This window comes from Bacillus cereus group sp. RP32 (assembly GCF_040459735.1).
Taxonomy (GTDB): Bacteria; Bacillota; Bacilli; order Bacillales; family Bacillaceae_G; genus Bacillus_A; species Bacillus_A wiedmannii.
Genome location: NZ_JARVHO010000001.1, coordinates 3,044,084 through 3,069,236 on the forward strand (window position 1 = coordinate 3,044,084; position 25,153 = coordinate 3,069,236).

Here is a 25,153-nt window from a genome sequence, read left to right on the forward strand (position 1 = left end):
CTTGTTTTGACTCATTCACCTCACCTACCCTTCCTCTTCTTTTATTTGACTCTTAATCATCGACTCTATTTGATCAAAGAACGATTCATTTCTTTGAATTTTTTCAACCACTTCTTGTCGCTCTTTTGCTTGTTTTTCAATATCACGAGCACTTTCTGGACGTGTATATATATCTGCTAATGATTTGATTTTGTCGCTTTGTGCATTTCGATTAAACAAAGCTTGTACACTTGCAAACTCGTACTTATCCAATAATTGTTCTTTATATCCGTTGAGCATAATGTGATATTCTTTGAGACTGATACGCCAAGATTGCAAGGTGGTCATATTAAAAAAACGAAAGCACTCACCTTGCAATTCATCGATATTTATGCGTACAGGTTCTCGAACGACTTCTGCTGTTCCGCTGTCATCGTCGCTAGAAGTTTCTTCACTGTCTTCTGGAAGAAAAAACTATTTAGCACAACCGCTTTGTTGTATTTTAGAATTTCATCAAGATCTAGCTTTTGATCATTAAATAATTTTTCAATCTCTTTTTGTACCGCATCATACGTAATACCTTTTGCAGTATGAATTAACGCATAGTAAATCACATCAACGAAGTTTGTAATTCCTCCTTGCATCGTTTGAGAAACAAACTGCATCGGTCCACCATTTTCATCTAGCAATCTAATTGCTTCTAAACAAAATTTCAGTTCAAATTCTTCTCCATTAACTACAAAACGTGTATATGATTTTTCAGCCATTATTAAATCCCTCCAAGTTTTTATTCAAAATAAAAAAGCGAGCTAGATTGCTCACTTTGTTTCAGGCGTAGAAGGTGTAGCTACATCACCAGTTGGTGCACCGTTAGGTACTGTACTAATTGTGCCTTTAGAAATTTTTCCGTTTAATTTTAAACCGATAGAATACTTTGAGTACTCCTCATTTTCATGAGATAGCTCTAAGCTATTCAACATGTATGTTCCTGATTTAACTTTATATGAAGAAGCCGTCGCACTACGTAGGTTAACTTCATGAATTCTTACTAGAATTTTATTAATAATGGCCTCTTCTACATAATCAAGACCCTCGTCACCTTCTGTACAAATACCTTCAATACTTGCGGATTGTGTTACATCTCCGTAATCCGATCCGCTTTTATCCTTTGTTTTCAACTCAATTTCTCCAGCTTCGATTGATCGGGAACCCGATGTTTGGTTATAAAATCGAACCGTTTTTGTAGTTTTTCCGTCAGCTTGTGGGATATCAATTAAATACAGTGTTTCCGCACCTTTAAACTCCGGTGCATTACTTTTCGCTACATCTGCCATTCTTACTCCCCCTCTTAGTTTCTGATTGTTATAGTTATAAAACTCAAATGTTTCGCCGTTAAAACCTCAACATCTTTTTGAGATAACGGTTCAAAATTCTTTACTTCTGCATTAAAAAAACCGTTTCGTTCCGGATTCTTTTTGCTTGTGTCATACAAGTCAATTGAACCCTTTTCGAATCGGTCAATTATTCTATCTTGCAAATCGTTCCTATCAAAAACTTTATCTGCATATACACCAACTTGAATCAGATGATTACGTGAGAAATTCTCTTTTGAATACCTGTTAATTGTTCCTGACAAGTCCTCAATGGTAATGAAAGGTTTAGTGTTTCCCGATACAGAAACACCATCATAAATCCATGTAGTAGGCGCAAACAAGTCCAGTGCTTTTTTAAGTGAGTACATTACATCGTTTAACATAACTAATGCCCCTTCGCTACACGTTGAACAGTTTTGTTTACATCATCTACAAACGGTTTCTCACCTTCAAAAGCTGTTTTACGCATAAAACCTTTTTTGGTTTTGTGCGTAAATTCTTGTACTGCCGCGTAAATAAGAGGAGATCCATATGTTCCAATAATTTTCGCACCTACTATCATCTTCACACTTGCAGGGATACTTTGAGATAAAGGACCAAATAATATCGGAGCACGATTAGAAGCTTGGTTAGCCTGTAGGCGTGTATGTTTTTCTACGATTTGTTCAATTGGTTTTTTGTACCTATTGGGATTATGCGCTTTTAACACAGCAGCTTGTCCTTTAACCACAACTCTAACCTTCATCAAATCACCCTCTTTACAATTACCTCTCTACGATTCACGCCACCAAGCCCTCTTTCATCGATAAGTTCGATAACGTAAAAAACCCCTCGCCGTTCAACTTTTTCAATATTCTCCAAGTCTATATTAAAGGGAAATGTAACAAGCGCCTCTCCCTTTTTAACATCAAGACCAACGAACTTCGTCTTTTCTACTGAAGTGAATTTCTTCCAAACTAATTGAACAGTTTCTTTTCGTGATTCACCTTGTATTTCTTCACCTGTAATTGGATCTTTTTCAGAAATCCCTTTAATGTGTAAAATCACCGGTTCCTTACGTCCTTGCTCAATCATTTCACGATTTTCGCGAATCTCTTTAATATCATCTTCGGTAAGCAAATGCTACACCTCCTCGCTTATTAAATAAGTCAGTCGAGAAGAACATTGTGGATGTGGGCTTACTAATTGATTCATAAGGGTTTCCGGAATGTTTTTCGGGTACTTTCCAGCACCTAAACCATACGCATCACGTCTCGCCAGCTTGTAACACATGTGCTTTGAATGGTATCGGTGACGATGGCCATTATCTAAAATTTGATAGCCTGCCACAATTTCACTTTCTAATCCATTTTGTATAGTAGCTGCTCGGTACGTATTATTACTCTCGGAAATAGCCACGCGCTCAATTTTCCATTTCTCATTGTCATGTACTTCTTTAATCTTTTGAGAAATCATATTGATACTTTCACCTTTTAATATGGCGGGACGAATTACGCTACTCAACCGATCCCTCAAATCCCCAGATAAATTCCATACACGATCCGAAAGAATTAAACCGTCTTCTCCAGGTCTTTTTAATACTTCTTGAATAATTTTCTTATTTACTGCGGTTATAGATTTCACGTCTAAACCTGCTTCTGATAATTTTGATGTGGTCCATTTCGACGTGTTTTCAATTAATCTATGGAATGACTGCTCCGCTTGTTTACGAAATTCATTTTCGTATAAAGTCAGGTCCCGTAATAACGCATTTAACCTACCACGCTTCACAATTCCGTCCTTTTGATAATCATTCAGTAAATCAACCAAAAACAAACGTATTAAGACAATGGCCTTAACAGTATCAGAAACTTGTTTTTCGTGCTCTTCCTTAAACTCTTCAGAAATGGCATCAAGTGCGGCATCCATTTCTTGTTGAGAATCGCTCATGTAATCATCTCCCGTCTGCTCGCTTAGCAAATGTTTGATGAGTACCTTTGCCCCGTCTATATTTCCTGTACTTTTTAAGCGCATCTGCTGATAATTTCTTATAGTTTGCAAAGATCATCGATTTATCAACCGACTCCTCACCATCTGTATAAGAAAAATAACGTGCTGCGTCTGCTGCGATCGATTCATAAGCAAATGATAGTGCAAGATAAAAGACAGCATTTGCATTTACTTCTTCGGTTAACTCTGACTCAGCTTCGGCTTCAGCTAGCCAATTTCCGATGTCTTCCGGAGTTACTTTTGGAACTTTTGCTAACCGACTCTCCAGCCTTTCCGACACCTTCATTTGGCGTCACCTCCGTCACTGTAAATTTATTAAGAGCTCATGATTCCTGCAGCTTTTAACTTCGCAATCAATGCATTTAAGTCTTTCACAACACCCGCCACGTCACTTGCAGTACTATCTGCCTGTTTATCCGCCTTTTTAGGTATTTGAGCTGTTTTTTCTTGTAGTTCTTTAATAACTGTACCTAATTTAACGTCATTCGCAATTGGCATCGATTTGTTTAACCGTTGTACCTGATTTTCAGAAATAGGCATATTAAAACTCCTTTCAAAAATAAAAAAAGCAGCTATTTAGCTGCTCTCTCTTAATGACAAACCTTTTGCCACCCCCAAGGAGTTTGAACCCAATGACAATGAGGTGGCCAAGATCCTCCACCACCAGGAGGCGGCCAAGTTCCACCGCCACTGCTACCGCCTCCTGGTGGTGGTTGTGGAGCTGGACATTGAATACCTTGATACGATAATCCCTGTATATCAACGCGATGAACAGTACCTGGTTGACCATTTTCAATGATTTCAACCGTTCCATCAACTCTTAAACCTATCAAAAGAAAAGTATGTTCTCTTCCTCCCCAAAATCCTTTAAAACAATGCCCTTTTCTACCAGCATTAAGATGGGATTGTATATCATCTTGAGTATGGAAATGGTGTGTTCCTTGAGGTCTAGGGTTTTCATAAGGATTTTGGTACGGATACATATATTGGTTATACCCATATCCATAGTCATAGTAATTTGTCAAACAAATCACTCCTTTTTTACAAGATAATTTAGACTATGAACATGGACTTTTCATGGTTACGTCGAACAACCTCTTAAAAAGCCTATTTTATCTCCTCTCTATGCCATTGTTTTAGAAATATTTTCAAGAACAGCGATAGATTCTTTTGCATTTTTAATTTCATAACCAAATTCTCCACGAATGACACGAGAGAAGTAATCTCCGCCTGGTTGTGTAGCATCTTGATCATAAATCGGAGTTAAATAACGAGCCTTAACTTTTTCTGTATCAAGAAGTAATGCACGATCTTTAGGCATATTTAAGTCAACTACCACATTAGAAATCGCCCCACCTGGTAAATCAGATACAAACGATAAGATTTGGTAACCTGCCGCAGTATCTTGGCGTGTAGTACGAATTGTATCGCCACCAAGCTTTGTAATTTGTCGTGCGATATTTGGTCCACATAGAATCGTATTTGCCGAACCACCTCGAGTAAATACTTGTTCTACAGCATCATTTAAAGGTTTTGCCGCAATTTCGTTCCCTTTAAAGTCTTGCTTATGTGAACCTTCAATACCCGCAAATGCAAATAAACCACCTGTAGTACGTGGTTGTGATGGAGTGCCCGCATATCTACGGCCGTAAATTAAAGACGTGTTCGCTTCACGAATCATCTCTTGTAAACGTAGGTTTACTTGGTAATCTAATTCGTTTGATACGCCGTATGTGTTTACTTGTTGTTGTGTACGTGATACAGATGCGTATCTTGAAAAGATTTGTGAGAAGTTATGTGACACCAGACGGTCGTTAATTTCATTCTTACGGAACGCATCTTCACCTTCCGGACGCGGTCTTGCAATAACTTTCAGTTCTCCACCAGCTGTAATTGCTTCAGCTGTTGTACCGTCGTAGCCACGTTGAACGGTAATTTTATCCGCGTTTTCATCAATGCTTACTACACGTAGCACTTCTAAACCGTTTTGTACAAGTGCATTTTCAGTAAATTTACGAGCTTCACCTTTTTCTAAAACCAGGTCTGTAGCACCAACAGCTGCTGCAGTTTTCACAATACCCGTATCTGAGTTTAAGTAATCATTTTGCCATTCAAATTTCGTTTGTGTTAACCCGTCTCCTACCCCAATTAATCCGAAAAGAACCGGTGCTTTCGTTAAAATTAAATCTACATTTGCTTGCATTTGTCTCACTTGTTGTTGAAATTCGTACGTAGTTGGTACTGGCATATTTGTAGCCCCCTCAAATTTTTTAAATTAAAAAAACCGCTGACTTTTTTGTCAACGACCTACTATTTCTTTGCTTTTGCTTCTAGTAACTTGTTATAAATACGTGTTACTTCTCCCGCAAACTTTGAATCTTTTAATGCTTTTGCTTTCGCTTCTTCCAGCTCTTTTTCTAAAGCAAGAATTTCATTCGCTCTCGGATTTGTTCCCGGATTCGCGCCACCAGCTGCATCTGCCCCCACAACTTTCTTAAACATCCAAGGTTTACTTTCTTTTAGTGCATTAACAGCCTCTTCAACTCCCTGATAATTCCCGTCCTCATCGAGTTTAATGGACGACTTATCTAAAAGTGCCAATACATCCCCTGGATCATTCGCATCTAAAGCACGTGCAATACTCTTAATTTCAGTATTCAAAATACGAGTATTTGCTTTTTCCTGTGCTTTTTGTGCTGCTTCGGAAGCTTCTAATGCCTTTTTATCAGCTTCTTCTTTTTCCGCCTGCAATCGTTCAATTTCCGTCATTTCTTGCTTTTTACGCTCTTCTTCAGCTTTTTCGTACGCTTCTAACTTCGCTTTAACGTCATCGTAGTCACCGTATTGTTCCGCTGACTTGTTACGCTCACGTTCTAAGCGTTTCTTAACGATTTCATCTAACTCCTCTTGCGTAAAAGTTTTCGGCGGGTCATCGGTATCTCCAGGCTTTTTGTTTGGATCATCTCCAGAACCACCATCAGAAAAAAACTGAAGGTCTAATCGTAGTGGGAACTTAGGTGTTTTTTGTACTTTTTCTACAAAATACTTTAATGATGCGGCTTGTTTTACGTATTCCATTTGCAAATCCTCCATTTTGAGCCTGTCGGCTATAATTTCCGAAAGTTTATAGCGCCATTTCGTAAGGCAAGTGTTACTTTTCGTTATAAGGATCCTGAGATTGTCGCTTCAACATCCGTTCTTGCATGATTTCCATGAACTTTTGCTCTGCATTTTCTTTACCACTTCTCGTAATTGCGCCTTTAATTGACTCGATTTCATTAGAAATTTCATCCCCTAGCTGTTCAATGAGCGCTTTTTGATCTTGTGGCAACGGTAAACCGAAAATAATCTTGCTAGCATAATAGTTATCTACTTTTGCTAACAGCGTTTTATCGTATTTGAATTTTGGATCATCTTGTCTTGCTTTCATATAACGCAAAATATACTCATTTAAGGTTTGGAGGCGTGATTGCCATATAACCCATGAGCGTTGTGTTTTTGAAATGATATTACTGAATAAAAGCTGTACGGCCATATCATTTATACCGCCTGTATTCATATCAGCCGTATTCACCATTGGTACTTCTGCTTTTTCATGTAGACGTTTTTGCAAACGGTCCAAATATGCTTCAATGGTTTCTTTAAATCGGAATCCACTTTCCAACTTTTTAGCGCTTGGTTCACCAGTTTCTTCAGCGCCATCGCCTAAATCCCATTTCGCACCTGGTGCAACTTGTAGTGGATTCTTCGGATCCTCATCTACGTTCGTCAGCAAGGTAATAGCAAACATTTCAAAACGTAATGCATCCGAGTAATCAGACATTTTTTTATCAATTTCCTCAGACAACTTTATTGTTTTTTCAAGTTCACTATAACCCGTAGTACGTTTACTTAGTTTTTCAGTCGGTACTGGTACTACAGGAATAAAGTCAATTCCCATAGATGAACGTTTAACCCGTTCTTCTTGTTGTTCTAAATCACCGTTGTATACAGCCTCTTCAATTTCGCAGTCGTACTCACCAGTCTCTTCATGCCAAACTAAGTAATACGATAACTTCCACATTTTCGTTTGCTCTTCATCGAGCCATGCGATAAAATGAACCTCTTCCAACTGATCTATATCCCATTCGCTATACTTCGCAATAACTTCCGTCGATGGATGCCAAATAACCTTAAATTCACCACGTCGTTTATCGTAGTGAAGACGGGCATACACACCAGTTTTTGAAATGGCACGATCCTTTGCCGCTGCAAGTAACTTCTCATGCATTCGGTTGTCGTCCCAAACCCATGTCAATAACCGCTCTTTTGCTTTCGCTCTACTGTTTTCTACCCGCTGCTCCTCACTAGGTTCGTAGCCTGATTGAATCATAAGCGCTGGATCATCTATCACATCAGGAGGAACTGTTACTTTCGGTTCTTTTTCAAATTGCCAAGCTGCAATCATATTTACGATTTTTTGAGGATAATCAAGTTGTATTTTTGTAGGATCATAGTCGAGATTGTCCGGTTTCTTGTAATCAGACCATACGTTTAAGTCTCCTTCATATCGTTCATACAAACGAACCTCGTCCATAATACGTGTCCACTCAGAATCACCGAGCGCGGTACGAACTGGCATTACAATTTCCACCGGATTCATAAAATTACGATCTCCTTGTACTCTCATTCAAGCCCCTCCCTTCTCAATATCTCGAATTTCCTGTAGTTCCCGCTTTACGTCTTGCACGTTTATATGCAATAGAAAAAGCCATTTGAACCGCATCCGGACCATCATCATATGGATGCATCGGATACATTTCAAATTGCTCCAATAAAGCACGTAAATGTTTCATAAAACGTAATTTACCACTCTGTATATCCGGTAATAATGACTCAATACGGAGTGCTTTTCGTGTACGTTGCTTAATTTGTTTTAAGCGAGTCGATGAAGGATACCCTTTCTTTTGCAATGCTTCAGCAACCTTCTCAGCAAACCACTCCTGCGCTTGTTGTGCCTCTACTGCGATTGATTCATATTGATATTCCAGCGTGTATTCTACAGCCTTTTCTAATAACGTATTTGGATGCACACGCTCCATAAAAATATCAATAACGTAACAAGTACCTGTTTCCACGTTTTTTGCAAGTGTAACTACTACGCTATAGTCACCTTTTTCTTTCCCCATTGCGAAATCGACTGCCCCGTAATACAAAAGTTTTTTATCTTTTAAATCACTTTCAGTGCAGTACGTGAAATATTTAGGTTTAAATATCTGCCTTTCTTCATCAGTCGGATTACATAGGTACTCTTGGTTAAACGCTTTTGTTCCGTCATCTTCCCTAATTTCCATCAAATCGATGTAAGGGAAATGTGATGGCCATAACGTTTTTGTGCCCCGAAGCATTTCTTCTTTGTTCTGCTCATAAAATTCACGAGCGCGATCTGCCGAGTCTGCATCATCTATTTGACGAATTTCACGCCATTCTTGCCATAAATCTTCGCGCTCTGACCATTTTAGAATTGCTGGGAACGATCTTGATACGAAATCACGACGGTTTTTAATCACGTGATGCAATAAACTGTCATAACAAACGATGGTACCCATATAAATACAAGCACCTTCTTGACGGCTCAAACCTGGTAGCAATTCTTCCTTGAACCAGCGCTTATTTTTTGCGATTAAATCAACTGTCGCGGTATTTTCTTTACTCTCCAAATCATCCAAAATGTAGAGCTGAACCCTTTTTGATCCGTGGCGTAGTCCACGTACCTGAGTCCCGATACCTTTTGCTTCGACTTTCGTGTTCGTTAAAGTTACGAATTCTTTATCGTTATCTACTTCATTTCGGCTCTTTTGTTCATGAAGCAAAATACCGAAATCTTCACGTAACTTCTCGTTGTACTTTAACTGATCACGTGCCCAAGATATAAAATCACCGGCTACATCAGATGTTTCAGAAATCAAAACAATGTACTGCTTTAATCGATACACGACTTGATGACACAAATAACCGTTACTCAGATAAGCGGTTTTCGCGTGTCCACGTCCTACACTCCAGGCTACTTTTTTCTTCTTCTCCCTACCTGTTGTAATGTCATCTAAAAGCCCGCATAACGTTTGGTGAAATTCAGCCGCGTCATCCATCGTTACTCCAGCAGGGATTAAGTTATCCGGATTACCTGGATTACCTTCTTCGGAGAAATACTCATACATGAAATACAGCATGTCATGTTCCCCACGGTGCACCCTTTTTAACTTTTCTAGCTCATCGATGTCAGCAAGTAGTGTATCCATGTAATATTCTGTAGCCTCGCCAGTTTCGTACAACTCTTGTAATTTCTTTGCTCTTTCTGCTACAAGATTAATACGCTCCTGACGTTCTTGACGGGCTAGCCATTTACCGTCTATATATGCCATGTAGCCCGTCCTCCTTTTACTCGCCTGTCAATTTTTTTAATTTTTCAAGCTGTTCTTCGATTTCAGCATTTGTACGAGTCGCATTTCCTAGATCACCCTCAATTACTTTCTTATCAGTCAGTAAACCGAATCGCTGCATGTACAACTGCATAGCTTTTACACTTGGTTGTGGTCCTAAAATTAACTGCATTAACTTGCTGTACACCTGCTCACGTTTCTCTGCAAGGAAACTGTCAGCCACTTCACTCTTGAATGCAATAAAATCCTGATTCTTAGTTCGCCACTCCCAAAGCGTGGTACGGTTTATGCCTAACTCGTTCGCCATTTCATCTTGCGTCCTTTTTTCCTCGTTGTTCGATTCCATCAACTCGTTTTCCACAAGTAAATACGCCGCTTGAATTTGTTTTGCCGTGAGTTTCTGCTTTAATTCGTCTAACTTAGCCATTCTTTCGCTCCCCTTTCTTCGTGAAATAGAAAAAGGCGACCGATTTAGTATCGATTGCCTTGAAATTTTTTATTGAATAATATAATTTATATTGTAAAATTGTTTTATAAAGATTTTAATTAATGCTATTTTAAAAAAGGATGTGTCTATGGTGAGTACTTTACAATACGATTCTCCAACGATATATAATAATAAAGGAACTGAAATTAAAGTGGACATACATTATGATGATTTCACTAGATCTTTCCATGTATTCGAATTAAATCCAGGACAATTAATATCTCAAGTATCAGCAGACTATGGACTGGAATGGTGGCCTACGGATAATTTAGATTTTATAATTGTTAACCGACTCAAAAGTAATAAAAGTTTTGTTTCATATACACAACAATTTGAAAAAGACCTTGATCACGCTTTGAACTATAGATATCATATTGTTCTTTCCAAAGTATGGGCTCTTCCCTTTAGGATTTTTATTTATACAAAAAACCGTGGTGATTTTAAGGTTTTCGAATATGAAGAGTATAAATCCCAGACTAAGGAATTCTATCCAAATGATTTAAATAGCCCTATTTTTTACAAACCTTATATAGACAGGTTGCAGAACTAATATTTTATTTGTTTACTTTTACTTACCTTAATTAAAACTTGTTATAAAGTACAAAAACTTTCAAACATCTCCCCCCGAGTTTAAAAATTCTGGCGGTACGTTACGGGCACCCGCCAGCCTTGGATCAAAAAGCGCCTCCCCCGGGGGGGTTCTTTTTTTCTCCAAAAATAAAAAGCCGGAATTATTTAATCTGTACCCTTTGTAAAGGACATTTTGAAAAAAGTTAGGCAACATCAAGAAGATGATTTCTGTATCCAACAGGAGTCATCTTTTTTAAATTCCATTGATATCTATAGTGATTATAGTACGTCATATATTTCTTAATCTCTTGTTTCAACTCAGTAAAAGACTCGCAAGGTTTTATATGTGCTTCATCTTTCAGATGACCAAAAAATGATTCTTGTGGAGCGTTATCCCAACAGTTCCCTCTTCTTGACATAGATTGTCCGAGCTTTAGCTTTTTGACTAATTTTTGGTAGGTAGGGCTTGTGTAGTGGGCTCCTTGATCTGAATGAATATATGCGCCTTCAGTCAATGGAATCCTCTTATTCCGTTTTAGTTTATGAAGAGTTGTTGTTACGAGGTCTAATGTCATCTGTTCTGAAACATGGTAAGCTAAAATTTCATTGGTTGAGCCATCTAAAATTGTAGATAAATAAGCTCTTTTATTCTTACCGTAAATTAAATAAGTGATATCTGTAAGAAGCGTTTTTCCTGGGATATTTTGTTTAAATTCTCGATTTAATTGATTCGGCACTACTCGATGTTCTTTTGAAGCTTTCAGCATTCTTTTATAAGGATTTGCTTTCCGAATCGGACAGACAATCTCATATTTTTTCATGATTCTACGGATACGCTTTAAATTGTAGACAACTTGAAAATGACCCACCAATGTCATTTTTATTTGACGAGCCCCTTTCTTTCGATTTCTAAATCGAAGTGCTTTTAATATGATTTCTTTCACGATTTCATCTTGATTGTTCTTTTGTTTCCGTTGTTCTTGAGATGAAATGGAAAAATAATTATAGTATCCCGAACGGGATACACCAGCTACTTTACACAAATAACTCACCATATTTCTTAAGTTATATTTTATGATAACAGAACGAATCAGGATATATTTCTGACTAGGTGATAACGTTATTTCCTTCTCATCCTCCCTTCCATAAGTTTGATCTTTTTTAACAATTCATTTTCTGCCTTTAGTAAGTTCCGTTCGGCTTCTAAACGAGCATACTTCTCTTCTAACGTAAGCTCTCTCTCAAGAGTTCTTCCCGCGTTTTCGGTGCGTGTATCTCGCAAACCAAATACACCATTTTTTCTGTAAGCAGCACGCCATCTACTTCCTGATGACATAATTCGTTTCATTCCAATTATATCTATATCAAAACCACATTCTTCAAAAATATTTCGAGGTAGTTTTCCTTTCTCATTTTCCTCAATAAAAATACGCTTAAATTCATCTGTATAAGTGATACCTTTCTGACTTACAGATTTTATGTAGGGGTTATTTGATAGAATTTGAATGTCTCTTTCCGTAAATAGCTTTTTTGTCATTTTGAACTTTCTCCGATCCCAATTTTCTCTCATTATACAAGAAATACCCTATAGAATAGACTTTTTTTCAGTGTCTATTCTATAGGGTACATTTTAATTCTTCCGACTCTTTTTTCTTTTTGGCTCGTATTAATGTACTTTTACTTATACCAGTCATTTCTTCTACTTGCTTATATGAATGCTTATTAGCTAATAAGCCTAGTGCATGTTCAATTTGTTTCTTACTGTACTTATTTGGTCTACCTTCCCTAAAGTCTTCACGCTGCTTAGCAATTGCTTTACCTTCTTGTGTCCGCTCAACAATCATGTCACGTTCAAACTCTGCGAACGCACTCATGACATTGAATACTAAGCGACCTGTCGGCGTATCCTCTATCAGTCCCATGTTCAATACATGTACCTTCACACCTTTTTCAAACAGCTCTCTTACTGTCTGTATAGCATCAACTGTCGAACGAGCAAAGCGATCCAGCTTTGTAACTACCAGTGTGTCACCTGACTCTAATATCGAAAGTAGTTCCTTAAACTTAGGACGATCAGCTTTTGTCCCAGTGAACTTCTCTGAATAAATTATACTACAGCTTTCCTTCTCCAGTGTTTGAATCTGTGCCTCTAAGTCCTGGTGAATCGTACTTACCCTCGCATATCCGTACTTCATTCATATCAGCTCCATTTCGGTCCTAACTAATGACACTAAGTTATGACACCACTTGATACCTTGATACTATCACACCCATAACAAAGTGTCAAAACCTTTAAGTTATGAAACCGATATGAATGGTTACGACCCCCTGAGTTTCAAAGGCCTTCTCCTCCCAGCGAGCTCGGCTGATAAAAACACCTATCGTGTTGCCGATAGTTAGATAACCACTATAGTAGTTGCCTTAGTTTCTACCTACTATATACCCTACAGTTAGCCGAATCCAACGGGCATAAAAATAGCCATGATACCCTATGACAGGCCTCATGGCTATGCGTATTATTTAATGTTTGAGTAGGACACAATTTCACCATCCTAACATAAATTGTACCTACTATGCCCCCACCTTGTCAAGCCTCGTACAAATTTTTTATTAAACTTCTCATACCAGCCATATCGCCGTTAATACTCATGTGCAATAAATCCACGGCTTGTCTACAGCGTGAGTAATATAATTTTGCAGTGATATTCATAGTCCGTAATGTATTCTTCCTAGGAATCTTATACACATACCGAGCAAGCACTATATATTTCATATTTTTGGGTAATTGTTTAATCGCTTGATCCAGCACAATCTTATTCAGTCGGCCATCGCTTTGCCCGTCTTGCGTACCAGGACCCGTAAAGCTAGGCGGCGCATCAGGGAAGCGGTCACCTACAGCCAGTGATTCATAATTCTCCAGCCATAGTCGTATTGTCTTCTTTGAAACATAGCCATCAATTCTGGTCATCTCCGAACCTCCTGACTCAGAAAATCAAACCCCTAAAACAAAAACCTTAAATCATTAATAGTATTACATACTATATAACTATTAATAAATAATACTATATATATAATATATAATTATTAGTTTTATATTTATATTATATATATAAGGTATATTTTTTTAAGGGGGGGTTCTTTTTTATTTTCTTTTTCTTTTTTAAGTACTGTAGTGTATTAGACCCCCTCCTAAAAACTTTTCTTTTATATATTTTTATTTTCATGTAATCAGCTGTGAATCTTTCAAGATACTTTTATAATTTCAATCGCAATTGTCCACTTTATTTGATAGTATTTTAAATAAAACACATAATTTTACATATGGAGGTAAACAATGGTTTCGGTAAAAGATGGAATACTAATATACTTAGAAAATGCTTGCGACGATTTGGTCGAGCGCTGGCGTCTTACAGATGTTCAAATTGAAAGATACTTAGATTTTTATGAAGACGCCTCTTTGCCTTTAAAACTTATTTTTTCAGCATATCATTTTCAAATTAATTCAGCCTTTAAAACTCTAAATAACAGAATCGAGTCCAGTTATTTTCCTGCAGAAGACAGTAAAGATTTAATTGATCTGATAGACGAATTAATAGTTTTTCAAAAAAACCTAGAAAATTCAAAATATGCATTCGGAATTCATAAAAAATATAAATCTACCTTAATTAAATGTAGTGAATTTTTACAGGCATACAGAGGTAGTAAAATACCTAATGATTTCGAAAAAATAAATATTATTGAAACACATCCGTTATTTGAATTAGTAAATGTTGTTACAAAAGAGACGCCTACAGAGCAGAATAATTTCTCAATGAAAGCAATAGGAGAAGGTTCTTATGCAACCGTTCATAAATATAAAGATTCCTTTTACAATCGTTTTTTTGCTGTTAAGAAGGCACATAAAGATCTTACAGATGCTGAGTATAATCGCTTTCGTACTGAGTTTAAAGAAATGAAAAAATTAAAGTCACCATACGTCCTTGAAGTATTTAAATTTGATGAAAAAAATCGGCAATACATAATGGAATACGTTAACGAATCATTATATTCTTATATCAAACGAAATAATAATAATTTAGATATTTCAAAAAGAATAAACTTAATTCAGCAAATTTTTAAAGCCTTTACATACATTCATAGTAAAAAAGTATTACATAGGGATATAAGCCCTACAAATATACTAATAAAAATTTACGATGGTACAGAAATTATTAAAGTTTCAGATTTTGGACTAGTAAAATTAGAAGAAAGCTATCTAACTAACCTAAATACTGAAATAAAGGGTATTTTTAATGATCCATATCTCGGCGTAACTGGGTTCGCAAATTATGAAATTAGGCACGAAACTTATGCATTAACCAGGCTGATATATTTCATAATTACAGGTAAGACAAAAATGGACTCTTTTTCAAATGATGAGTTTCGAACTTTTATTAAAACAGGAACTTCTATTAAAATTGAGGAACGATTTGCAAATGTCGAAGAAATGCGTCATGCTTTTAAACATTTCTTGTCTACTCTTCAATAAGTAGTACCCACTTGCCCCAAATGACGAAAGTTGGGGTATAAACTACTAATACTGATTAATATAGTCACTTGACATCCTTCTTTGCTAAAAACTGTCTTGCGTTCTCCGTAAGCCGGTAATAATAAACATGCTTATCATCTTTCGTGACTTGCTCCAGTAGTCCTAACTGAGAGAGTTGTCCCAGCCACGTATCAAACTGCGTAGCCGGGATTTCTCCTCCTACCTGGTGCATTGCCCGTAAGATCGCCTCTGAACCTTTCACTCTACACCACGTGATTTTACGATTTCCAGCGCTTGTTGTTCCGTAAACCCTTCAGAAACAAGTGCATCAAAACGCGCTTTAAGTAATTTAGACATTTCACGCTGCATTCGTATCTGCATCGGTAACGCCTTAACAAAATTGTCCAAAATCATTTCCAATTCGATATTTGAATATTGGCCACCTGAATTACTCATCTTATCGCCCCTTCAAATATGATTCGATTTCCGCTAAAACTTGGTCGATTCCCTCAGGACTCAGTACAAGTTTCCCGCCAGCTAATTCGATATTTTGGTCAGAAACTTCACCTGTAATTTGGCAAGAACCGTTAACATTATATTTTTGTAGAATAATAGATTCACCATCTACGAAAATCTCCATTGGATCCTTTTCCTGAATACCTAATGTGCGGCGTAATTCCATTGGAACTACAATTCGTCCGAGTGGATCGATGTTACGAATGATACCTGTTGATTTCATGTCTCTTCAGCTCCTTTTCTTTTATCAATATTCAAACTTAATAGCCGTAACATAATTCATATTTACAATTCCTTTAATACGTCTTTCGTCATCAGTAATGTCTATCGTGTTTCCTTCTGCAAACAACGCTCCCGATATTTTGTTATAACCCTCCAGAATAAAATCAGCTTCCTCTATGCGGTGTTCCGATCCATCAATCGTTTTCAATATAGCCCTCATTTCCCCAGCTCCTTTTCCTTACTTCTTAATTGTTTCTATCACATTCGCTAAACCGAAAAATATTACACAGATAAACCAAGTTGTCCAAATCGGATATTCGTATATAAGTTCCATCCAATCACCCCTAATCTTTATTAATCAGAATCACTGCTGGACCCTCAACCGTAACACCAGCTACTTCAATTTTCTCATGAGGGCTTACTTGTACTTTTGTAACACCTTCACGTGTTTCCAGCTCTTCACTGATAACTTTCGTAGGTACATTCTTCATATTCATTCTCCTTCCAAAATAACGCTGTATTCGTCATTAGCTACGTAAAAATTACCGAATGAATCACGTTCAGGGAATCCTTTTTTAGTTGCATGTTCTATCTTAAGTTTTGCGTTACATTTATGGCATTTTGTGAATTTGTTCTCTTTGTATTCATATTGATTCCCGCGATTCCCACACATGCAGCACTCATAGCGTGTACGATATCTTGGTTTACCCTCATCGTCATACTTAATACCTGTTTTCCAATGAGTTGGATCTGTTTCTTCTTTTTCTTTCACTGGATCCGGTGTACAAGGTCTATCTTTTTGCTTAGTAATCTTAACCACGTCTTCCATAGGGAACGAGCCACGATTTACGTCTACGATTGGTAGTTTACGACTTCGATTTTTCACGGTATCTTTAACAACATCACGAATTTGCTCAGGCGTAACTGCTTGTAAATCAATAGTTTTATGAACCTCTGCTTGTGCCATTGCAGTTCCTAATGCTGAAACATCTACTTTTGGCTCATGTTGATTAATTGTTTCTACAAGTTCAGCTGCTGTATTGATAAATGAAAAACCATGTTGCTCCTCTTTTTCTACTTGCTTTGCAGGAGACGTAAGTACTAAGTATTCATGACCTACAAAGCTGGAGATACCGCCACGGAAGTTATTTTCAATAAAGTCAAAAAATACTGTAGTTAACGCATTGACATTAGCCTCTTTATTTAAACGGTCGAATCCATATTCATACAGCATCGCGTGAATTGCTTCATGAAGTACGTTTTTCATTTTCCCTTCATGCTTTGTTACGTTATCCGAAATCTTGATATGTTGTTCGTGATACGTTACTTCAGCAATTCTCACTTCACCGTTTTCTCTTTCGTCAATCCAACCTTTTACGACTTCCACATCGTACGGAACTCTACCAATCATCAATTGTTTAGGTATATTCATATAACGTTGTCCCCCCTTTAGTTTGGTAAATTATTTTCAATCTCCGTTCGCAATTTATCTCGTAACCACTTAAACTCTAAATCTTTTTTATCGATTTTCGCCTGAATCACTTTTGCCTGTTCCTTCGTATAGCATTTACGGAAACCGTTGTATAATTTCGAAATTTCTTTCTGCAGCTGTCTCATTTCACGGTTCGAATAATAACTTACAAATTCCGTTTTACAGCTCGGACAAATGAAGTAGTGCTTGTCCACACGGTTCGATAATCGTGCTGTGAGCATGTGAACGCGAAACACGTGCTCACATGCTTCACACTTCGTTTTTACTGGTTTCACAGTCTTGGACACTCCTTTCTTTCAAAGGATTATTTTGTTGAGTTTCTTAAAGTATTAATTCCAAAACATCTTGTCTTATTAAATTCCTTCATCCACTCGTCCTTATAAACTTCTTGTAACCTGCCATATGAGTTTATAGTCATTGTTTCCCTTGCTACCGGCAAAGACATATCAATACCTACAGGGATACTTATAGGTAATGCAATTTGCATCTGCTTCGCCTTTTGACTACATTTCACACAGAACTTATCGTTTGTTCCATCTTCCATTCTCACCCATTTATGTTTACATTCCATTTCCTCTGCCTCCCCTGAATAAAACTCAATATTCCGTCCATACTATAGATAACCCATCTTTAATGTACTGTAACCAGTTAGATCTTCTTTAAGAATGAGCAGTTAGCTTTTGCTAGCTGCTCTTTTAGTTATTAGGAATTTATAAGTAATTCAAATTTTCATTCCCTCGAATAAAATCCAATCTTCCGTTAATACTAAGTACAAGCTGCTTTTTCCCCAAAGTAGTCCATTGTTCCAGGGTTTGTGAGAGCAGTTAGCTATGATAACTGCTCTTTTTTAGTTTGTCCGAATAAAATTCTAAATTCTGTCCAATACTATAAATGGGCTGATACAGCTTGAATTCACAGTGACCTCTGTAATTTTCTTTTTCCCTTTCTCTGAGGGCTGAGCAGTTAGCTTTTGCTAGCTGCTCTTTTATATTGAGTTAATAATAAAATTTAGGTCTTATTTCTTTTTTTACACCATATACTTCTAACCTAGACCCAGCTCAAAGTGTTACCTCCTATCTTAAAGAGCACTTATGCATGGTGCTCTTTTTTAGTTTTCTTATTTCTACAAAATGCAATTTTTGTTTAGTTTTCTTTCATGCATAATATTCTGATATCTACTTATACTATAGTTGTAACTTTTTGTTACAGCATATATCGGCTACTTCTAAAAAATTTACAATGAAGCAGTTAGCTATTTCGGCTAGCTGTTTTGTTGTGTAAAATGAAGTTTTATATAAAGTTTTCTCAACACCTATTACTTGGAAATTAATTACCTTTTATGGTAACGTATTGGTAATCCCATAAAGTTCTATTGTTCCATTAAAAGGACCCGCACCCCTAATCGGGTCCTTTTTAATGTTTTCTACTAAAATAGCGTTTTGGTTCAAATACTTCACCCTATGAAAAAAATCAAATATGATATCATGTACTCTTTTACATTAAGAGTCTTGGTCAGAAGAGCACTTATATATGGTGCTCTTTTTTGTATGGAATGTGAAATAGAGGCTTGCTCTTAAAACCTTTCATGTGATTTTTATAGTTTTTTCCTTACACCCTTATGTCTGCTTGCTCATAAGTTGTTAAAGTATAAATATAAATCGGCTAGTTAGTTTATAACGGAGGTGTAAAAATGAGTAAATTTAAAAAGAAATGTCACGTCCCATTTCCATGTGCCTTTCCGTTGCCTCAAATCGGGTCTACTGGATTAACCGGTGCTACTGGGCCTTCGGGACCTACTGGAGCTACCGGACCTTCAGGTGGACCTCCTGGACCTACCGGGTCTACTGGTGCTACTGGACCTACTGGAATTCAAGGTAACCTGGGACCTACTGGTCCTCAAGGTATTTCTGGACCTCAAGGGATTCCTGGGATTTCTGGATCTATTGGTCCAACTGGACCTACTGGAATTCAAGGTATCCAAGGCATCCAAGGCATTCCTGGCATTCAAGGTCCTATTGGACCGACTGGAATAACGGGGGTCACTGGAATTCAAGGGATTCAAGGCATTCAAGGGATTCCTGGCATTCAAGGCATTCAAGGGATTCCTGGCCCGACCGGTCCTCAAGGGATTCCTGGGATTCCTGGTTCTGTAGGTCCAACTGGACCTTCTGGAGCTGTTGGACCTACCGGCCCTTCCGGGGGACCACCAGGACCAACGGGCCCGACTGGACCTTCCGGGGGACCACCAGGACCAACCGGAGTGACTGGCCCCACTGGACCAACTGGGTCACCAGGACCAACCGGACTTCAAGGTATCCAAGGTATCCAAGGTATCCCTGGCCCCACTGGACCTCAAGGAAGTCAAGGGATTCAGGGGATTCAAGGTAATCCGGGGCCTATTGGTCCTATTGGACCCACTGGAATAACTGGGGCGACTGGAATTCAGGGTATCCAAGGTATTCAAGGTAATCCAGGACCTATTGGACCTATCGGCCCGACTGGCCCAACTGGGATTCAAGGTATCCAAGGCATCCAAGGCATTCCTGGGCCTACTGGATTACCAGGAACCGCTGGAGCTACCGGAGCTACTGGGCCTACCGGCCTTACAGTATCTGGATTATCTCAATACGCTTATATTTTCAATACAGCAGCTCAAGTTGTTGCCTTAGAAGCACCTATTCTTTTTAATTCGAATGGTTTAATGACACCTGGTATTACTCATACTCCTGGAACTTCTCAGATTATGGTTATTAATGCAGGAGATTATAAGATTTCTTTTTCTGTATCAGGAGTTGAACCTAATCAATTTACGCTCTTTTTAAATGGTGCTCCAGTTACCAACACAGTTTATGGATCAGGTGCAGGAACTCAGCAAAACAACGGGCAAACAATCCTCTCTTTAGCCGCAGGTGATGTTCTTACCCTCCACAATCATACTTCAGCTGCTGCGGTCACTTTGCAAACTTTGGCAGGTGGAACACAAACAAATGTAAATGCTTCAATTGTAATTGAAAAGTTAGATTAATTTAATCATTTGTTTCTTGAAACTCTGGCAGTAAATAACCTGGAGTAGATTCCTTTTTTCAACAAGCAGTTAGCTTTTGCTAGCTGCTCTTTTGTATTGAGTTGAAAATAAATTTTAGGTCTTATTTCTTTTCTGCGCCATATAATTTTAACCTAAACATCCAGCTCAAAGTGTTACCTCCTATCTTAAAGAGCACTTATGCATGGTGCTCTTTTTTATTTTGTTTTCTTTCATTTCTGAATAACATTTTTAACCCTGTTCATACTATTTTTGTAACTTAAAGTTACAAACTATTTCTGTAAGCGTAGCGTTTCTTTTGTACAACAAGCAGTTAGTTTTATTAACTAGCTGTTTTGTTGTATAAAAGAAGATTTTATTTTGTTTTCTTTTTTGCATAATATTTTCGATTTTGTTTATACTATAGGTGTAACTTGTAGTTACAACTCATAATATGTATGCTTAGTAAAATTCCTCAGCACATTACAATGGGGCGGTTAGCTAGATTAGCTAGCTGCTTTGTTTTGTAAAATAGCGTTTTCGTTCAAGATAATGTCCTCATCCATTTGGACACATTCACCAGTATTTTCACCAAAAAATTCATGATATTGTTAATTAGTCGAGTACGTCATTACTTGACAATTAGCCTTAGAAGCCCCGTGAATAAACGGGGTTTCTTTTATTAGCATTCGATTTTCAATATATATCTGTAAAAATAATCAGTTAAGTGTTAAAATTCCATAGATACTCTTTAGGGAGTTTTCATGTAATTAAACAAGAGTTTAAAAATTCTCGAATCTTAGCCCCTTGGAGCGCCCTTCAAGGGGCTAAACCATTTAAAATAACGATTTTGTTTAAAAACTGCACATACATTAAGAACATACATACAGTAATCATATTCACCTTTATATAAAGCGCTCTTTACCTTTAAATAAAGATTTTGGTTATAAACTACACATAAATTATGAACATACATACAATACTCATGAACATCTCATTATGAATCATTTAGTATCATTTCTGATACACTCCTTGGTCATTGAGCGCCTTTCTCCTAAGGCGCTCTTTAATATTAACTAAATATTTTATATAAAAACTGCACATATATTAGAAACATACATACAATAATCGTGATCATTTCATTTCAGAATTAGCCATTGAGCACCTTCTACGGTGCTCTTTATTTGTTACTAAATAAGGATTTTATTTAAACTTGTACATATACTAAAAACATACATACAATAGTCATATACATCTCATTGTTAGTCACGGAGCGCTTTTAAAGGCGCTCTTTAGTTTTCAAGTAAAAATTCTGGTCAAATGATTCACATTCTTAGAAAAAGGTACATATATTATCATGTACTCTTTTACAATAAGAGTCTTGGTCTTAAGAGCACTTTTAAAAGTGCTCTTTTAAGTTATTTAGATGTATCACGTTTTACATACAATAAACATAGAATGCAATGAGCAAGCAAGACATAGTTTCTATATAATCGCGTACATTTTTTGTACGCGATTGCTTTTTACTAAATAAAAATTTCGTTTAACTTTTATTCATTTTATTGTTTACTTCACATACATTACTATTAAACCAAGGAATACACAGGTTTCTCTGGAACAGCTTCCTGTTTTTCCTGGTGCTCCTGTTACGAAGAATCCGTTTATAAACAGCGGATTCTTTTATTTTTTTGCATATAATAACTATTTTGTTTTAAAATCTTACCAGTAATTATCACCAAATGTTTCTAGGTGTTCATCAGTGAAATCAAGTAACTGATCTGTAAATTGTGGATCATTTGCCATCGCTTCAGCTATTTCTTCTAAACTAGTTTCTGAAAAATCCCATCCTTTTTCCTCAACCAATAATTCCAATTGATGCTTAATAACCATTTCATACGCTTGCCTTAATTCCATCTCTCATTCCCCTTTTCGATTAAAATAACGCTTTTGTTAAAATCTTCTTCAGTCATTTAGCCAATTAGAATATCTATAAGTTGCATTTCTTCTTTCCAGCTCTTTTTGTGTCTTCATTCTAATTTCTTCTATAGATTCACCTGCAACGACAATAGAATCTTTATACTCACCGACTCTATAAAACACTTCATATGCCATTTTGACTGCTCCTTACTTATCTAAAAAATCTTCTTCATTGAAATCCGAAACATTCCCACAAACATCACATTCACCGTAGTGGCCAATAAATTTACCTCCACCGTCTTCATCAATCGTTTGCATTTTGTGTACAGTAACCGCATTGCACTTTACACAGTGTATTCCTGACTCGAATTCTTCTAAAATAACTGGTTTTGCCATTTTAATCCCTCCGTTTTTATACAAAATTCAAATTTTGTCTTTATCAAAAACTTCAATCCCATGTAAAACTTGTGTAAAGATTGCTATGATTCAACCTATCCACCCAATAAACGTTATATAATGAACTTGCAAACATCTGGTTTGCGCACAACTACCTTTCTGTACGACATAACTCTTTGCTAGGAGCAATCCTAGCCTTTTTTTATATTTAAACTAAAACCTCCTTAGGTACTATTGGGACCTTACCTTTAAACCGATACCCCATTCTTTCCATCTTCCCACGAACACCTAATGCACTTTTCCCTAATCTCTCTGCAATAACATCTATGCTGTATCCTCTGTCATATAAATCTATAATTAGTTTTACTTCTTGCTTTGTATATTTTGTATGGTTACATATACGTACAGGTCTAGCTTTTATCTTTAACTCTTGTAGTCTACGTTTTATAGAACTCTCTGTACGTTGTAACCTCATTGCGATCTCTGGATATGTGTAACGGTGTGCATTTACTAAACTTTTGAGTAACAAATCGTCGTCTTCGCTCCATGGTTTTCCACGTTTCTTTTTGGCCACTAGATCCGCATTACGTTTCTCTTTCATCCAATCAGGCTCAGGACCGAAAATACCTGGTTCGATTCTAGAAAAGTCCACCACGTGTTTATGTGTTTTTAACCAATTCCATAAATCACGATAGTATACAACTTTTACTTTTTGCTCCGTTGAAAACAACTTAAGTTTTATAGGAAAACCGAAGCGCTTGCCCCAGCTTTTTATACAGTTATAATCAACACCTATGACCTCAGAAAGTTGCAAAATAGTAATGCCCTCAAAATGTAATCGAGCGTCCCCTAACCCAATACGTTGCGCTTTTAATTTAACGGCATCAACTGAACGTCCGAACTTTTTGGCCATATGCTTGATACTGTAAATCCCCCAATACTGCTCCAAATACGCTACTTCTTCCTTCCTCCATAATGTGTACCTTCCCACCATTTCGCCTCCCTTTTAGTAACCGGATGCCTGACGATCATGATTGATTTTATTTTTTTCTATATACGCGTTGTATATCTCAATAGCTGAAAATCCAAGTGCTGCGCCTAAGTATGCTAAGTCATTCATCAACGTCATGTAGTGTGCTGCAGTCCACAATTTGTTTTCATATAAATCGTTAAATACATCGATAATTTCTACTTTGGAATGCCCTTTGTTTGTACGTACTACAAAAGCATCGATATATTTGTTCCATTCACGTTCTAATCCAATCGATAAAGCAAAGTGCAGCGTGTCCACAAATTCTTCTAACAATGGATTGTAGTACTCCTTGTCCTCTTCCATCATTTGACCTTCATTACGTACATCTTTTGTAATCGGTTTGTTATTTTCGCTCCAGAACTTATGGCCACGCCACACATGAAGTAACTCACTTAGTTCATCACGAAATGCTAACTTTTTTTCTTGAAACAACGGTACGTTTTGTAAGCCACGTTTTTCCACAATCTTGTTATCAAGCTCTTTTTGGAGCTGGAATAAATGTATGATGTTCATTGTTTTGCACGCTCCCCTTTTTTAAACAAATTTATAAAATATCTAACCATTCTTTCTACACTGGCATCAGTTAAAGAATTAACAAAGGGTGCGGTTTCTGCTAATTTTAAAGAATCCTTTTCTGGTATCCCTGCACACATCAACTTTTCTTTTACAGCTTCAATGATTTCTAATCTTTTTTCGTCCTTATTATTGAACTGATCCTCTACTGCCTTTACAGCCTCATCCTTATAGCAATTATGCTCTTCCATGTTGTAATAAACTTCTCTCCAGAACTCGTTGTCTTTCACTACAGACATCTCAACCGCTCCCTTCTTATCTAGCAATCACAAAGCTAACAATGACCGCTACCACCATATAAGAAACAACTACCGCTAAAAACTTTTTACGTAAATTTTTAATCTGTTCTCGTAATTCTTTATTTTCGTACACTACACGTTTTGCGTAATTGTCTTTCACTTTCACCTGAGACTTGTATAAATCAACTTCCAACTGCAAATCACGATTTTCTTGCATTACATCCTTTAACTGTTGCTCCGAATTATTCAAGTACACTACCGCCTTTCGTGGCTCACCTTTTGCTACCTTTCTTTTTTGCTTAACCATTTCACGTTTTAATCTTTCCATCTTACGATCACTTTTCCTATTCTCGTACCCCTTTCCTTGCTGTCTCCCACCCACAACTACACTTCCTTTC

Annotated in this window: 35 protein-coding genes; 3 read left to right on the forward strand and 32 right to left on the reverse strand. The window is 37.1% G+C overall.

The window, feature by feature from the left end:
• Positions 1-24: 24 nt before the first annotated feature.
• The 15 genes from QCI46_RS15595 to QCI46_RS15665 all read right to left on the reverse strand — a co-directional run bounded on the left by QCI46_RS15595 (position 25) and on the right by QCI46_RS15665 (position 10,187).
• Positions 25-279: a hypothetical protein gene (locus QCI46_RS15595; protein WP_029438288.1), complete on the reverse strand. Its 255-nt coding sequence runs from the start codon at positions 277-279 to the stop codon at positions 25-27.
• A gap of 89 nt (positions 280-368) precedes the next feature.
• Positions 369-746 (reverse strand): tail assembly chaperone, encoded by a 378-nt coding sequence (locus QCI46_RS15600; protein ID WP_042512732.1) that lies wholly within the window; start codon positions 744-746, stop codon positions 369-371.
• A gap of 51 nt (positions 747-797) precedes the next feature.
• Positions 798-1,313, reverse strand: coding sequence for a phage major tail protein, TP901-1 family (locus tag QCI46_RS15605; protein ID WP_262787371.1), 516 nt, complete (start codon positions 1,311-1,313; stop codon positions 798-800).
• A gap of 14 nt (positions 1,314-1,327) precedes the next feature.
• A complete protein-coding gene (locus tag QCI46_RS15610) occupies positions 1,328-1,735 on the reverse strand; it encodes a hypothetical protein (RefSeq protein WP_353840800.1) in 408 nt (135 codons plus the stop codon).
• 2 nt (positions 1,736-1,737) lie between these two features.
• Complete coding sequence (locus tag QCI46_RS15615; protein WP_088113005.1) at positions 1,738-2,097, reverse strand: hypothetical protein; 360 nt, start codon at positions 2,095-2,097, stop codon at positions 1,738-1,740.
• Positions 2,097-2,471, reverse strand: coding sequence for a hypothetical protein (locus QCI46_RS15620; protein WP_088113004.1), 375 nt, complete (start codon positions 2,469-2,471; stop codon positions 2,097-2,099). The genes QCI46_RS15615 and QCI46_RS15620 overlap by 1 nt, the downstream gene beginning before the upstream one ends.
• 3 nt (positions 2,472-2,474) lie before the next feature.
• The gene (locus QCI46_RS15625) at positions 2,475-3,281 is read right to left on the reverse strand and encodes a hypothetical protein (protein WP_353840801.1); all 807 of its coding nucleotides are present in this window, start codon (positions 3,279-3,281) and stop codon (positions 2,475-2,477) included.
• A 4-nt stretch (positions 3,282-3,285) separates the two neighbouring features.
• Complete coding sequence (locus QCI46_RS15630) at positions 3,286-3,627, reverse strand: hypothetical protein (RefSeq protein WP_042512738.1); 342 nt, start codon at positions 3,625-3,627, stop codon at positions 3,286-3,288.
• A gap of 29 nt (positions 3,628-3,656) precedes the next feature.
• Positions 3,657-3,881 carry a head fiber protein gene (locus QCI46_RS15635; protein WP_042512739.1) on the reverse strand — a complete coding sequence of 75 codons (225 nt, stop codon included), beginning with the start codon at positions 3,879-3,881 and terminating at the stop codon, positions 3,657-3,659.
• Between the two features lie 50 nt (positions 3,882-3,931).
• Complete coding sequence (locus QCI46_RS15640) at positions 3,932-4,366, reverse strand: hypothetical protein (RefSeq protein WP_196471014.1); 435 nt, start codon at positions 4,364-4,366, stop codon at positions 3,932-3,934.
• Positions 4,367-4,464: 98 nt separating this feature from the next.
• The gene (locus tag QCI46_RS15645) at positions 4,465-5,589 is read right to left on the reverse strand and encodes an SU10 major capsid protein (protein ID WP_042512741.1); all 1,125 of its coding nucleotides are present in this window, start codon (positions 5,587-5,589) and stop codon (positions 4,465-4,467) included.
• Between the two features lie 62 nt (positions 5,590-5,651).
• Entirely contained in the window at positions 5,652-6,419 is a 768-nt protein-coding gene (locus QCI46_RS15650; RefSeq protein WP_353840802.1) for a phage scaffolding protein, read from the reverse strand.
• A 73-nt stretch (positions 6,420-6,492) separates the two neighbouring features.
• The gene (locus QCI46_RS15655; RefSeq protein WP_353840803.1) at positions 6,493-8,010 is read right to left on the reverse strand and encodes a phage portal protein; all 1,518 of its coding nucleotides are present in this window, start codon (positions 8,008-8,010) and stop codon (positions 6,493-6,495) included.
• A 16-nt stretch (positions 8,011-8,026) separates the two neighbouring features.
• The gene (gene terL / locus QCI46_RS15660) at positions 8,027-9,742 is read right to left on the reverse strand and encodes a phage terminase large subunit (RefSeq protein ID WP_353840804.1); all 1,716 of its coding nucleotides are present in this window, start codon (positions 9,740-9,742) and stop codon (positions 8,027-8,029) included.
• A 16-nt stretch (positions 9,743-9,758) separates the two neighbouring features.
• Positions 9,759-10,187 carry a phBC6A51 family helix-turn-helix protein gene (locus tag QCI46_RS15665; protein ID WP_001086031.1) on the reverse strand — a complete coding sequence of 143 codons (429 nt, stop codon included), beginning with the start codon at positions 10,185-10,187 and terminating at the stop codon, positions 9,759-9,761.
• A gap of 148 nt (positions 10,188-10,335) precedes the next feature.
• Here QCI46_RS15665 and QCI46_RS15670 point away from each other — a divergent pair, with 148 nt between their 5' ends.
• Positions 10,336-10,797, forward strand: a complete 462-nt coding sequence (locus tag QCI46_RS15670; RefSeq protein WP_353840806.1) for a hypothetical protein — start codon at positions 10,336-10,338, stop codon at positions 10,795-10,797.
• A gap of 223 nt (positions 10,798-11,020) precedes the next feature.
• Here QCI46_RS15670 and QCI46_RS15675 read toward each other — a convergent pair.
• The 3 genes from QCI46_RS15675 to QCI46_RS15685 all read right to left on the reverse strand — a co-directional run bounded on the left by QCI46_RS15675 (position 11,021) and on the right by QCI46_RS15685 (position 13,785).
• Positions 11,021-12,354 (reverse strand): IS3 family transposase gene (locus QCI46_RS15675; RefSeq protein ID WP_353839582.1). Its coding sequence is split into 2 segments (ribosomal slippage): positions 11,021-11,967 and positions 11,967-12,354, totalling 1,335 coding nucleotides; the frame shifts between segments, so codons are not numbered across the junction.
• A 79-nt stretch (positions 12,355-12,433) separates the two neighbouring features.
• Positions 12,434-13,012 (reverse strand): recombinase family protein, encoded by a 579-nt coding sequence (locus QCI46_RS15680; RefSeq protein WP_353840807.1) that lies wholly within the window; start codon positions 13,010-13,012, stop codon positions 12,434-12,436.
• A gap of 392 nt (positions 13,013-13,404) precedes the next feature.
• Entirely contained in the window at positions 13,405-13,785 is a 381-nt protein-coding gene (locus tag QCI46_RS15685; RefSeq protein WP_353840808.1) for a hypothetical protein, read from the reverse strand.
• A gap of 366 nt (positions 13,786-14,151) precedes the next feature.
• Between QCI46_RS15685 and QCI46_RS15690 the strand changes: the two genes are divergently transcribed.
• Positions 14,152-15,345, forward strand: coding sequence for a protein kinase family protein (locus QCI46_RS15690; RefSeq protein ID WP_353840809.1), 1,194 nt, complete (start codon positions 14,152-14,154; stop codon positions 15,343-15,345).
• 258 nt (positions 15,346-15,603) lie between these two features.
• Here QCI46_RS15690 and QCI46_RS15695 read toward each other — a convergent pair whose 3' ends face one another.
• The 7 genes from QCI46_RS15695 to QCI46_RS15725 form a co-directional block, all read right to left on the reverse strand.
• Positions 15,604-15,801 (reverse strand): hypothetical protein, encoded by a 198-nt coding sequence (locus tag QCI46_RS15695; RefSeq protein ID WP_029438266.1) that lies wholly within the window; start codon positions 15,799-15,801, stop codon positions 15,604-15,606.
• A gap of 1 nt (position 15,802) precedes the next feature.
• A complete protein-coding gene (locus tag QCI46_RS15700; RefSeq protein WP_353840810.1) occupies positions 15,803-16,084 on the reverse strand; it encodes an AbrB/MazE/SpoVT family DNA-binding domain-containing protein in 282 nt (93 codons plus the stop codon).
• Between the two features lie 24 nt (positions 16,085-16,108).
• Positions 16,109-16,303, reverse strand: coding sequence for a hypothetical protein (locus QCI46_RS15705; protein WP_353840811.1), 195 nt, complete (start codon positions 16,301-16,303; stop codon positions 16,109-16,111).
• A gap of 124 nt (positions 16,304-16,427) precedes the next feature.
• On the reverse strand, positions 16,428-16,580 hold the full coding sequence (locus QCI46_RS15710) for a BC1881 family protein (RefSeq protein ID WP_353840812.1): 153 nt from the start codon (positions 16,578-16,580) through the stop codon (positions 16,428-16,430).
• Positions 16,577-17,515 (reverse strand): hypothetical protein, encoded by a 939-nt coding sequence (locus tag QCI46_RS15715; RefSeq protein WP_353840813.1) that lies wholly within the window; start codon positions 17,513-17,515, stop codon positions 16,577-16,579. The genes QCI46_RS15710 and QCI46_RS15715 overlap by 4 nt, the downstream gene beginning before the upstream one ends.
• A gap of 17 nt (positions 17,516-17,532) precedes the next feature.
• Positions 17,533-17,850, reverse strand: coding sequence for a transglycosylase (locus tag QCI46_RS15720; protein ID WP_353840814.1), 318 nt, complete (start codon positions 17,848-17,850; stop codon positions 17,533-17,535).
• A gap of 29 nt (positions 17,851-17,879) precedes the next feature.
• Complete coding sequence (locus tag QCI46_RS15725) at positions 17,880-18,146, reverse strand: hypothetical protein (RefSeq protein WP_353840815.1); 267 nt, start codon at positions 18,144-18,146, stop codon at positions 17,880-17,882.
• A 1,119-nt stretch (positions 18,147-19,265) separates the two neighbouring features.
• Between QCI46_RS15725 and QCI46_RS15730 the strand changes: the two genes are divergently transcribed.
• Positions 19,266-20,600 (forward strand): BclA C-terminal domain-containing protein, encoded by a 1,335-nt coding sequence (locus QCI46_RS15730; protein ID WP_353840817.1) that lies wholly within the window; start codon positions 19,266-19,268, stop codon positions 20,598-20,600.
• 1,716 nt (positions 20,601-22,316) lie between these two features.
• Here the strand turns inward: QCI46_RS15730 and QCI46_RS15735 are convergent.
• The 7 genes from QCI46_RS15735 to QCI46_RS15765 all read right to left on the reverse strand — a co-directional run bounded on the left by QCI46_RS15735 (position 22,317) and on the right by QCI46_RS15765 (position 25,137).
• Complete coding sequence (locus QCI46_RS15735) at positions 22,317-22,511, reverse strand: hypothetical protein (protein ID WP_353840818.1); 195 nt, start codon at positions 22,509-22,511, stop codon at positions 22,317-22,319.
• 48 nt (positions 22,512-22,559) lie between these two features.
• On the reverse strand, positions 22,560-22,709 hold the full coding sequence (locus QCI46_RS15740) for a hypothetical protein (RefSeq protein WP_353840819.1): 150 nt from the start codon (positions 22,707-22,709) through the stop codon (positions 22,560-22,562).
• Between the two features lie 12 nt (positions 22,710-22,721).
• On the reverse strand, positions 22,722-22,910 hold the full coding sequence (locus tag QCI46_RS15745) for a hypothetical protein (protein ID WP_353840820.1): 189 nt from the start codon (positions 22,908-22,910) through the stop codon (positions 22,722-22,724).
• Between the two features lie 208 nt (positions 22,911-23,118).
• The gene (locus QCI46_RS15750; RefSeq protein WP_353840821.1) at positions 23,119-23,904 is read right to left on the reverse strand and encodes a hypothetical protein; all 786 of its coding nucleotides are present in this window, start codon (positions 23,902-23,904) and stop codon (positions 23,119-23,121) included.
• 12 nt (positions 23,905-23,916) lie between these two features.
• Positions 23,917-24,456 carry a dUTP diphosphatase gene (locus QCI46_RS15755; protein WP_353840822.1) on the reverse strand — a complete coding sequence of 180 codons (540 nt, stop codon included), beginning with the start codon at positions 24,454-24,456 and terminating at the stop codon, positions 23,917-23,919.
• Positions 24,453-24,755 (reverse strand): hypothetical protein, encoded by a 303-nt coding sequence (locus QCI46_RS15760; protein ID WP_353840823.1) that lies wholly within the window; start codon positions 24,753-24,755, stop codon positions 24,453-24,455. Before QCI46_RS15760 ends, QCI46_RS15755 begins: the two co-directional genes overlap by 4 nt.
• A gap of 16 nt (positions 24,756-24,771) precedes the next feature.
• Positions 24,772-25,137 (reverse strand): hypothetical protein, encoded by a 366-nt coding sequence (locus QCI46_RS15765; protein WP_353840824.1) that lies wholly within the window; start codon positions 25,135-25,137, stop codon positions 24,772-24,774.
• Positions 25,138-25,153: the final 16 nt, after the last annotated feature.